This is a genomic window from Thioalkalivibrio sp., assembly GCF_041690275.1.
GTDB lineage: Bacteria > Pseudomonadota > Gammaproteobacteria > Ectothiorhodospirales > Ectothiorhodospiraceae > Thioalkalivibrio.
Genome location: NZ_JAWLHP010000086.1, coordinates 1 through 8,668 on the forward strand (window position 1 = coordinate 1; position 8,668 = coordinate 8,668).

10 protein-coding genes are annotated in these 8,668 nt (G+C 66.9%); 5 read left to right on the top strand and 5 right to left on the bottom strand.

Annotated elements, in window-relative coordinates:
* Positions 1-39: 39 nt before the first annotated feature.
* Positions 40-1,836 carry a bifunctional isocitrate dehydrogenase kinase/phosphatase gene (gene aceK / locus ACESMN_RS12600; protein ID WP_373053955.1) on the bottom strand — a complete coding sequence of 599 codons (1,797 nt, stop codon included), beginning with the start codon at positions 1,834-1,836 and terminating at the stop codon, positions 40-42.
* 145 nt (positions 1,837-1,981) lie between these two features.
* Here aceK and aceA point away from each other — a divergent pair, with 145 nt between their 5' ends.
* From aceA to ACESMN_RS12615, 3 genes are all read left to right on the top strand, one after another.
* Positions 1,982-3,298: an isocitrate lyase gene (gene aceA / locus ACESMN_RS12605; protein ID WP_373053956.1), complete on the top strand. Its 1,317-nt coding sequence runs from the start codon at positions 1,982-1,984 to the stop codon at positions 3,296-3,298.
* A 225-nt stretch (positions 3,299-3,523) separates the two neighbouring features.
* Positions 3,524-4,114: a Uma2 family endonuclease gene (locus ACESMN_RS12610; protein ID WP_373053957.1), complete on the top strand. Its 591-nt coding sequence runs from the start codon at positions 3,524-3,526 to the stop codon at positions 4,112-4,114.
* 25 nt (positions 4,115-4,139) lie between these two features.
* Positions 4,140-4,724 (top strand): class I SAM-dependent methyltransferase, encoded by a 585-nt coding sequence (locus tag ACESMN_RS12615; RefSeq protein ID WP_373053958.1) that lies wholly within the window; start codon positions 4,140-4,142, stop codon positions 4,722-4,724.
* 41 nt (positions 4,725-4,765) lie between these two features.
* Here ACESMN_RS12615 and ACESMN_RS12620 read toward each other — a convergent pair whose 3' ends face one another.
* On the bottom strand, positions 4,766-5,389 hold the full coding sequence (locus tag ACESMN_RS12620) for a class I SAM-dependent methyltransferase (RefSeq protein WP_373053959.1): 624 nt from the start codon (positions 5,387-5,389) through the stop codon (positions 4,766-4,768).
* A gap of 233 nt (positions 5,390-5,622) precedes the next feature.
* Between ACESMN_RS12620 and ACESMN_RS12625 the strand changes: the two genes are divergently transcribed.
* The gene (locus ACESMN_RS12625; RefSeq protein ID WP_373053960.1) at positions 5,623-5,904 is read left to right on the top strand and encodes an RND transporter; all 282 of its coding nucleotides are present in this window, start codon (positions 5,623-5,625) and stop codon (positions 5,902-5,904) included.
* Between the two features lie 176 nt (positions 5,905-6,080).
* Here ACESMN_RS12625 and ACESMN_RS12630 read toward each other — a convergent pair whose 3' ends face one another.
* The 3 genes from ACESMN_RS12630 to ACESMN_RS12640 form a co-directional block, all read right to left on the bottom strand.
* Positions 6,081-7,283, bottom strand: coding sequence for a pyridoxal-phosphate-dependent aminotransferase family protein (locus ACESMN_RS12630; protein WP_373053961.1), 1,203 nt, complete (start codon positions 7,281-7,283; stop codon positions 6,081-6,083).
* 94 nt (positions 7,284-7,377) lie between these two features.
* Positions 7,378-7,773 carry an SCP-2 sterol transfer family protein gene (locus ACESMN_RS12635; RefSeq protein ID WP_373053962.1) on the bottom strand — a complete coding sequence of 132 codons (396 nt, stop codon included), beginning with the start codon at positions 7,771-7,773 and terminating at the stop codon, positions 7,378-7,380.
* A gap of 99 nt (positions 7,774-7,872) precedes the next feature.
* Positions 7,873-8,265: a DUF302 domain-containing protein gene (locus ACESMN_RS12640; RefSeq protein WP_373053963.1), complete on the bottom strand. Its 393-nt coding sequence runs from the start codon at positions 8,263-8,265 to the stop codon at positions 7,873-7,875.
* A 142-nt stretch (positions 8,266-8,407) separates the two neighbouring features.
* On the opposite strand from ACESMN_RS12640, the gene ACESMN_RS12645 reads away from it, so the two are divergent.
* Positions 8,408-8,623 (top strand): dodecin, encoded by a 216-nt coding sequence (locus ACESMN_RS12645; protein WP_373053964.1) that lies wholly within the window; start codon positions 8,408-8,410, stop codon positions 8,621-8,623.
* The last annotated feature ends 45 nt before the right edge of the window (positions 8,624-8,668 follow it).

Consider the following 8,668-nt stretch of genomic DNA (forward strand, 5'->3'; position numbering starts at 1 on the left):
CAGTCCGGCGGGGCTGCTTTTACGGCCGGAGATCTGCACTTATTGCGGCCGCGGGAACGAGATCCGGCTCGAATACGGAAACACGTCCCCGTGCACGCCGTTGCGGATGTCCTTCTGCCGGGCCCGCCAGTAGCGGTAGTCGAAGAGCTCCGGATGGGTCTCGTTCAGGGTCTGCCGCACCCGCGGATCCTGGCAGAGGAAGGTCGGGAACTCCTCCGGGAAGATGTCGTTCGGCCCGACGGAGAACCACGGCTCCGCGCTGAGCTCGTCTTCCGGCGTCATCGGCGGCGGGATGGGGCGGAAGTTGCAGTCCGTCAGGTAGGCGATCTCGTCGTAGTCGTAGAAGACCACCTTGCCCAGGCAATTCACCCCGAAGTTCTTGAACAGCAGGTCGCCGGGGAAGATGTTCACCGCCATCAGCTGCTTGATCGCGAGCCCCCAGTCGCCCAGCGCCATCTGCCGTTCCTCGTCGTCGGCCTCCTCGAGGAAGAGGTTCAGTGGCAGCATCCGCCGCTCGATGTACAGGTGCTTGATCACCAGCACGTCATTGTCGAACTCCAGCAGGGATGGCACCTCCGCCTTCAGCTCGGCGATCATCTCCGGCGGGAAGCGGTCGATCGGAAAGGCCACGTCCGAGAACTCGAGGGTGTCTGCCATCCGCCCGACGCGGTCGTGCAGCTTCACCTGCTGGTAGCGCTGCTTCACGAGCTCGTGGGTCACGTCCTTCGGCGGCGGGAAGCGGTCCCGAATCACCTTGAAGACGTAGCCGTAGGAGGGCAGGGTGAAGACCAGCATCACCATGCCCGGCGTGCCCTCCGCAATCTTGAACAGGTCGTCCGTCTGCGCGAGGTGATCGAGGAAGTCGCGGTAGAACTCGTTCTTCGCCTGTTTCTGAAAGCCGATGCTCATGTAGAGCTCGGCCAGCGGCTTGTCCGGCATCAGGCTGCGCAGGAAGTCCACCGTGGCCGCCGGCACGGGGGCCTTCGCCATGAAGTAGGCGCGCGCGAAGCTGAAGACGGCCTCCATCTGGTCGGCGGTGGTCAGCAGGGTGTCGGCGTAGATCGCACCCTGCTCGTTGTTCATCAGCGGGATCACGAAGGGTTCGACCTGGTCGCCCCAGGTCACGCGCCCGATCAGATAGGCGGCCTTGTTCCGGAAGAACGGCGATTCGAGCATGTCGATGCGCAGCTCCTCCATCGCGGCGGCGGCCCTCGGCGCGCGCTCGCGGAAGGCATCGGCGATACGCCGGGCGTCCCGGTCGATGTCCTCGTAGGGGATGCTGAAGTAGAACGCGGAGAGGATCTCCCAGATGCAGTGTTCCAGGCCCGCCGCCCGGGGGTGGAAGGACATGTACACGCGGTAGTGGGCGGCCAGCTCGTCGCGATCCACGGTGGACGTCACGAAGATGTTGTCGTTGTGATAGTACTTGCGCTCGAACAGCTGGCAGAAGACCGAGTTGAAGAAGGTCTCGGCCAGCTCCGGGCGGCTGTGGTGGCGCAGCATCTCGGTGTAGACGCGCTTGATCTCCCGCCACAGGGGCTCGTCCAGGCACTTGATCTCGAAGTTGGTGTGCAGCTTCCGGATGGTCTCGCCGACGCGGGCGTCGTAGAAGCTGATCCGCTGCGCCGAGGCCTCGCGCACCGCGTCCCAGTCGGCCCGCTCGAAGCGCTGGCGCGCGTCGCTGGTGATCTCGGCGAAGAAGGAGTAGTGCCGCTCGAAGCCGGTCAGGATCGCCCGGGCCAGCTGCGCGGCGTGTCGCTGGCGCTGGGCCAGGGTCCTCGGATCTGCCCGATCCTCCTCGGGGCAGGTGACCAGGTGTTCTCGGGCTGTTGCCATCGGATCCATTTTTTTCTTTACGGATGGTCTGGTGTAGTCTATTTTGCTGCAATGCACAAGATGCCGCGCCATTGCTGCCGTACCTCGGCGCGCTTATGCAAAACATAACAGAGAGCCGTCGCGGCCCAGATTCGGAGGACATCAGATGAGCGAGATTCCAAGCCGGCAGGAGCAGGTTCGGGCCCTGGAGCAGGAATGGTCGGAAGACCCGCGCTGGCGGGACGTTCGCCGCGGGTATTCGGCCGCGGACGTGGTGCGTTTGCGTGGTACCGTGCGCCCGGAGCACACCTACGCGCGGATGGGCGCGGAGAAGCTCTGGAAGCTGCTCCACGGCGGCGCCCGCAAGGGCTACGTGAACGCGCTCGGCACCCTGACCGGTGGGCAGGCGCTGCAGCAGGCCCGCGCCGGCATGGAGGCGATCTACCTGTCCGGCTGGCAGGTGGCGGCGGACGGCAACACCTCCGAGACCATGTACCCCGACCAGTCGCTGTACGCCTACGACTCGGTGCCGACGATGGTCCGCCGGATCAACAACACCTTCCAGCGCGGTGACGAGATCCAGTGGTCGCGCGGGATCGGCCCCGGTGACGAGGGTTACGTGGACCACTTCCTCCCGATCGTCGCCGATGCGGAGGCCGGCTTCGGCGGCGTGCTGAATGCCTTCGAGCTGATGAAGAACATGATCGGGGCCGGCGCGGCCGGCGTGCACTTCGAGGATCAGCTCGCGGCGGTGAAGAAGTGCGGCCACATGGGTGGCAAGGTGCTGGTGCCGACCCAGGAGGCGGTGCAGAAGCTGATCGCCGCGCGCCTGGCCGCGGACGTGTCGGGCGTGCCGACGCTGCTGCTCGCCCGCACCGATGCCGAGGCCGCGAACCTGCTGACCGGCGACGTGGACGAGAACGACCAGCCGTTCCTGACCGGGGAGCGCACCGCCGAGGGCTTCTTCCGGGTGAAGAACGGGCTCGAGCAGGCGATCAGCCGCGGTCTCGCCTATGCACCCTACGCGGACCTGGTCTGGTGCGAGACCGGTACCCCGGACATCGGCTTCGCGCGCGAGTTCGCCGAGGCGGTGCTCGGCCAGAACCCGAACAAGCTGCTGGCCTACAACTGCTCGCCGTCCTTCAACTGGAAGAAGAACCTCGACGACGCGCAGATCGCGCATTTCCAGGAGGAACTCTCCGAGCTGGGCTACAAGTACCAGTTCATCACCCTGGCCGGTATCCACAGCATGTGGTTCAACATGTTCGATCTGGCGCACGGCTACGCGCGCGGGGAGGGGATGCGGCACTATGTGGAGAAGGTGCAGCAGCCCGAGTTCGCGGCCCGGGAGCGCGGCTACACCTTCGTGTCGCACCAGCAGGAGGTCGGCGCCGGCTACTTCGACGAGGTGACCACCGTGATCCAGGGCGGCGGCTCCTCCGTCACCGCGCTGACCGGCTCCACCGAAGAGCAGCAGTTCTGACCGCCCATGGAGTGCGGGAGCTTGCTCCCGCTTTGGACGCAGGGGGCTTGCCCCCTGCCGCGGAAGCGAGCTTCCGCGAGGGCAAAGCGGCGGCAAGCCGCCGCACTCCATAACAGTCGCCCGCTCCGTTGCAGGTGCTCCGGGGCAGATGCCCCGTTACAGGTTTGCGCGCCAGTCCCGTCGGGATAGACTCGCAGTAGACGGCAACTCAACAATAGGCATCCCATGGGACTGGCGCGGCGCGACACCATTCACCACACCTATGGTGACTATCTCGGGTGGCCGGAGGACGTCCGCTACGAGTTGATCGACGGCGAGGCCTTCATGATGGCGCCGGCGCCTGATCTCGAGCATCAGGAGGTGGCTGGCGAGATCTTCTTTCAGTTGCGGCTGGCACTCGGCGAGGGACCCTGCAAGCCGTTCGTCGCTCCCGTCGACGTCCGCCTGCCCCGCCTGGACGAAGCCGACGATCAGATCGATACCGTCGTGCAGCCCGACGTGCTGGTGGTCTGCGATCCGTCGCGCCTCGACCGCCGTGGCGTTCGCGGCGCGCCCGACCTGGTCGTGGAGGTCCTGTCGCGGTCCACCGCCTCGCATGACCACGTGCGCAAGCGCCAGGTCTACGAGCGCGCCGGGGTGAAGGAGTATTGGCTGGTGCACCCCACCGACCGGATGGTCACGATCTACCGGTTGGTCGAAGGTGCCTACGGCAAGCCCGACGTGCAGGAATTGCAAGGCGAAACGGCGGTGGGTGTGCTGCCCGACGTGGTGATCGCCTGGGATGCGCTGGTCGCGCGACTGGCGCCGGTGGAGTGAGGGCTGGGCGGGGGCCGCGCCTGAAATGACCTCGAATCTCGAACAGAAGTGGAACCAGCGCTACGCGGAGGCCGACGCCGCTGCCGCGACCCCCTGCGCGGTGCTGCAGCAGTTCGCCCATCTGCTGCCACCGAACGGTGCTGCGCTCGATCTGGCCTGCGGGCTGGGCGGAAACGCCAGCCTCCTCGCCGGACGGGGACTGGTCACCCGGGCCTGGGATCTTTCTCCGGTCGCGATCGAAAGGCTCCGCGAGCATGCCGAGGAACACGGCCTGCCGATCCGGGCCGAGGTTCGCGACGTGGAAACGCAGCCACCGGCTCCCGATGCCTTCGACGTGATCGCCGTGTCCTATTTCCTCGAGCGCTCGCTCGCGCCGGCACTCGCAGCGGCATTGCGGCCGGGCGGGCTGCTGTTCTACCAGACCTGGACCCGCGAGGCGGTTGACGACCGCGGCCCGGGCAACCCGGATTTCCGGCTGGCCCCGAACGAACTGTTGGACCTGTTTCCGGATCTGCGCCTGCTCGCCTACCGCGAGGAGGGCCTGTTCGGGAATCCGGCCGAGGGCCTGCGCAACGAGGCCTGGCTGGTCGCCGCGCGGCCGTCAGCGTGAGGCTCAAGGCCCGTCTTGCGGTTATATGATGCCTATCGGGTTCAGGCCCGTTTCTGCATCAGCGCGATGTTCCGGGACGGAAACACGAGCTGCCAGTCGTGCCGAAGGGCGATCCGCTCGAAGGTGCGTGGCCGATAGAACACCACGTGGGTGGGATCGCGGCGGTAGTTCCAGCGGGCGAAGGCGGTGTCGTCCGTCTGGAACGTGGTCTGGATCGCGAGCCAGCCACCGGACCTCAGCATTGCGTCGAGGCGCGCGAACTCCCGGGCCGGATGGTGGAAGTGCTCGACGACCTCGGAGCAGGTGATGAAGTCGTAGCGTCGCTGCCCCGCCTCGGGATCGGGGTGGAAGAGGGGATCGTAGAGCGCGACCCGATGTCCGGCCTCGCGCAGCATCGCCGCGAGCGCGGGGTCCGGGCCGCAACCGAAGTCCATCCCCTCGCGGCCGGGCGCCAGACGCGCCAGCAGCGATTCGGCGAGCGGCCGCAGGAAGGCACGGTATGCCGGGTCATCGGACTGGTTGCGGTGCTGGCGGTATTCCATTGACTCGCGCTCCCGACCGGGAAGCCGCTCCCGGCAGAGGAAGGTCGCCTCGCAGGCCTCGCAGCGCAGGTAATCGCGCCCGCCGACGCTCGCAAACAGCCGGCCCGACGATGCCAGACACACCGGGCAATCCATGGCCCGCAAGCCGCTTCCGCCGCTCCCGGAACCGCGCATGGCGTCCGGCCCCGGCACCGTGCGCTCGGCTTGCCGGCGGCTTCCAGCCGCGATGGCGCCCGTTCGGGTCTCGTCGGGCCTCGCGCCAGGTGCGGGTCCCTCGCCGGGGTGGCATGCCCCAGTTCGCTGGTTCGATCCGCCGGATTTGCTCATCAACTATTCAAGTAAGTTAGACTTTACTCATGAACAAGCTCATCGCCTGGATCGATCGCACGCCCGTGTGGCTGTTCGCCCTGTTGGTCGCGACCCTGGGGCTCGCGCCCTGGGTGCCGGAACCCCACATTGCCGAGAAGATCCGCTGGCTGTTCCAGGGTGAACTCACCCGGCCGCTGGACATCTTCGACCTGGTGCTGCACGCGGTGCCGTGGCTGCTCCTCGCGCTGAAACTGAGCCGGGAGGTCTGGCTCGAATACGCGCCCCATCGGCCCGCCCCCAAGCCCGCCCAACCCCCGCGCGACGAATAGCCCCAGACCCCCCGACCACCGTAGGGTGGGCCAAGCGCAGCGGGCCCACCAGAACCGGCCTGACCGCCGTAGGGTGGGCCAAGCGCAGCGGGCCCACCAAAATGGTCAGGGTCCAACACGGTGGGCCCGCTGCGCTTGGCCCACCCTACAGTCGGGTGCTGCGGGCGTGCCGAACCTCAGGCCGCCTGGGACCGGACCCGGCCGGCGTACTCGGCGCGCGCGGCCGGGAGCGCCAGCCCGGGCGTCACGGCGTCCATCTCCGCCAGCACCGCCTCCAGGGCTCCCAGGCACAGCAGCACGTTCTGTTCATTCGCCGCGTGCCCCATCAGGCCGATGCGCCAGATGCGCCCGGCGTACGGGCCGAGGCCCGCGCCGATCTCCAGGCTGTAGCGCTGGAGCAGGGCCGCGCGGACCGCGGCCTCGTCCACGCCCTCCGGCACCAGCACCGCATTCAGTTGCGGCAGGCGGTGTGCGGCGTCGACCAGAAACCTCAGACCCATCGCCTCGATGCCCGCCCGCAGTGCCTCGTGATGCCGCCGGTGACGCGCCCAGCTCGCCTCCAGGCCCTCCTCGTGCAGGATGACCAGGGCCTCGTGCAGCGCGTACAGCGCGTTGATCGGCGCCGTGTGGTGGTAGGCGCGCCGGCCCTCGCTTTCCATCCAGTAACCCATGACCAGGTTGAGGTCGAGGAACCAGCTGGGGACCTGGGTCCGGCGCCTGCGGATGCGTTCGATTGCCCGCTCGCCGACGCTGATCGGCGCGAGTCCGGGGGTACAGGAGAGGCACTTCTGGCTACCCGAATAGATCGCGTCCACGCCCCATTCATCGACGTAGAGCGGGATGCCGCCGAGAGACGTGACCGCGTCCACGATGCTGACGCAGTCGTGCCGGCGCGCCAGCTCGCAGAGGGCCTGCACGTCGGAGCAGGCGCCGGTGGAGGTCTCCGCATGCACGAAGGCGAGCAGGCTGGCATCGGGGTTGGCCTGCAGCGCCGCCTCGACCTTGTCCGTGCTGACCGGCTGTCCCCAGGCGTCCTCGACGACCACCGGGATCCCGCCGAAGCGTTCCACGTTCTCCTTCATACGTCCGCCGAATACGCCATTGATGCACACAACGACCTTGTCGCCCGGCTCCACCAGGTTCGCGAAGCAGGTCTCCATGCCCGCGGATCCGGGGGCCGAGACCGGAAGCGTGAGCGCGTTTCGGGTCTGGAACGCGTACTGGAGAAGCTTCTTCATCTCTTCCATCATGCCGACGAAGGCGGGATCCAGATGTCCGATGATGGGTCGGCTCATCGCGGCGAGGACGCGCGGATTGATGTCGGAGGGGCCCGGGCCCATCAGTGTGCGCACGGGCGGGTGGAAGGAGCTGTAGGCCATCGAGGATTTCCTTTCGAGACGGGTTGGCAGGAGGGTGCAGGCGATGTGGCCGCCGGCGGTACCCTCCTGCGCGAATGTCGGGCGGGACGCGGGCTCAGGCGCGGCCCATCACCGAAAAGCTCTTGATGAAGGGTCCGGCCATGCGCGGGTCCTTCAGCATGCCCTTGTAGTCACCGACGGCGAACTTGATCTTGCCGGTGGTGAAGGCGGTACCCAGTCCCATCATGCCCGGGGGCTTGGCCATCCACTTGTTCCACTGGTCCGTGCTGGCGCGCAGGTCCCAGTTCAGGGTCTCGCCGGCGTAGGCGCCGGCGCTGGTGGCCTTGCCGTTCTCGATGGTGATGACCCCGCGCGGTTGGTCCTCGCCCGGAAAGCCGTAGCCGATCACGCTGTTGAAGTTGATCTTTGCCAGTGCGTCCGAGAGTTCGGGCTCCGCGTTCCACTGTTCCTTGAAGCTCTGCATCCACTCTTCGCTGAATAGATCCGCCATCTGCCTGTCCTCCGTTGATCTTGTTTTTTCTCGGCCCAAGGATGATAAGAGAAACGGGCCCGGGACCCCAACCGGCCGGAATCCGGCCGCGGGACCGCCTCAGACGGCCAGCAGCTGATCGCGGACGCGTTCCAGCCGCGAGCGGACGTCGTTGGCCAGTGTCTCGACGCCTTCCTTGTCCACCAGGCCCATCACGGCCACCGGATCCATGAAGCCGACGTTGACCGTGCCGTCCTCCTCTTCCCGCACGACCACGTTACAGGGGAGCAGCAGGCCGATGTCCGGATCGGCCTGCAGGGCCTGGTTGGCGAGCTGCGGGTTGCAGGCCCCGAGGATGTGGTACGGGCGGCGTTCGACATCGAGCTTCTTCTTCAGGGTGCCGGCGACGTCTATCTCGGTCAGCACGCCGAAGCCCTCAGCGGACAGCGCCTCGGTGACGCGCGCGATCGCCTCGGGGACGGTGGTCTTCAGGGTCACGTTGAATCCGTACATGGGATTGCCTCCGGGTGTTCCTTGATGAAAAGACAGGTCGAATCGTGGCAGGGTCTTGGGGCGCTGTCGATTCTCGCGCACTAGACTTCGGGAAACCGGGCGGCCGATCGGCGGCCTGTCCATCACCCTGCAGGAGGACAGCATGAACGATCACGTGTACAAGACCATCGAACTCACCGGCTCCTCGACCGTCGGCACCGACGACGCCATCCGCAAGGCGATCGCCCGCGCCACGAAGACGGTGCGCAACATCGACTGGTTTCAGGTGATCGAGACGCGCGGACACATCGAGGACGGCGAGATCGCCCACTGGCAGGTCACGCTGAAGATCGGGTTCCGGATGGAGGAACCGGGTTGATGAGAGCTCCGCAGGAGGCGACCTCTCTCGGTGATCCCGAGCCGG

Coding starts and splice junctions, on each gene's coding strand:
- ACESMN_RS12610 (WP_373053957.1), top strand. CDS start 3,524: ATGGGACTGGCGCGGCGCGACACCATTCACCACACCTATGGTGACTAT.
- aceK (WP_373053955.1), bottom strand. CDS start 1,836: ATGGCAACAGCCCGAGAACACCTGGTCACCTGCCCCGAGGAGGATCGG.
- ACESMN_RS12615 (WP_373053958.1), top strand. CDS start 4,140: ATGACCTCGAATCTCGAACAGAAGTGGAACCAGCGCTACGCGGAGGCC.
- ACESMN_RS12630 (WP_373053961.1), bottom strand. CDS start 7,283: ATGGCCTACAGCTCCTTCCACCCGCCCGTGCGCACACTGATGGGCCCG.
- ACESMN_RS12635 (WP_373053962.1), bottom strand. CDS start 7,773: ATGGCGGATCTATTCAGCGAAGAGTGGATGCAGAGCTTCAAGGAACAG.
- ACESMN_RS12640 (WP_373053963.1), bottom strand. CDS start 8,265: ATGTACGGATTCAACGTGACCCTGAAGACCACCGTCCCCGAGGCGATC.
- ACESMN_RS12625 (WP_373053960.1), top strand. CDS start 5,623: ATGAACAAGCTCATCGCCTGGATCGATCGCACGCCCGTGTGGCTGTTC.
- aceA (WP_373053956.1), top strand. CDS start 1,982: ATGAGCGAGATTCCAAGCCGGCAGGAGCAGGTTCGGGCCCTGGAGCAG.
- ACESMN_RS12645 (WP_373053964.1), top strand. CDS start 8,408: ATGAACGATCACGTGTACAAGACCATCGAACTCACCGGCTCCTCGACC.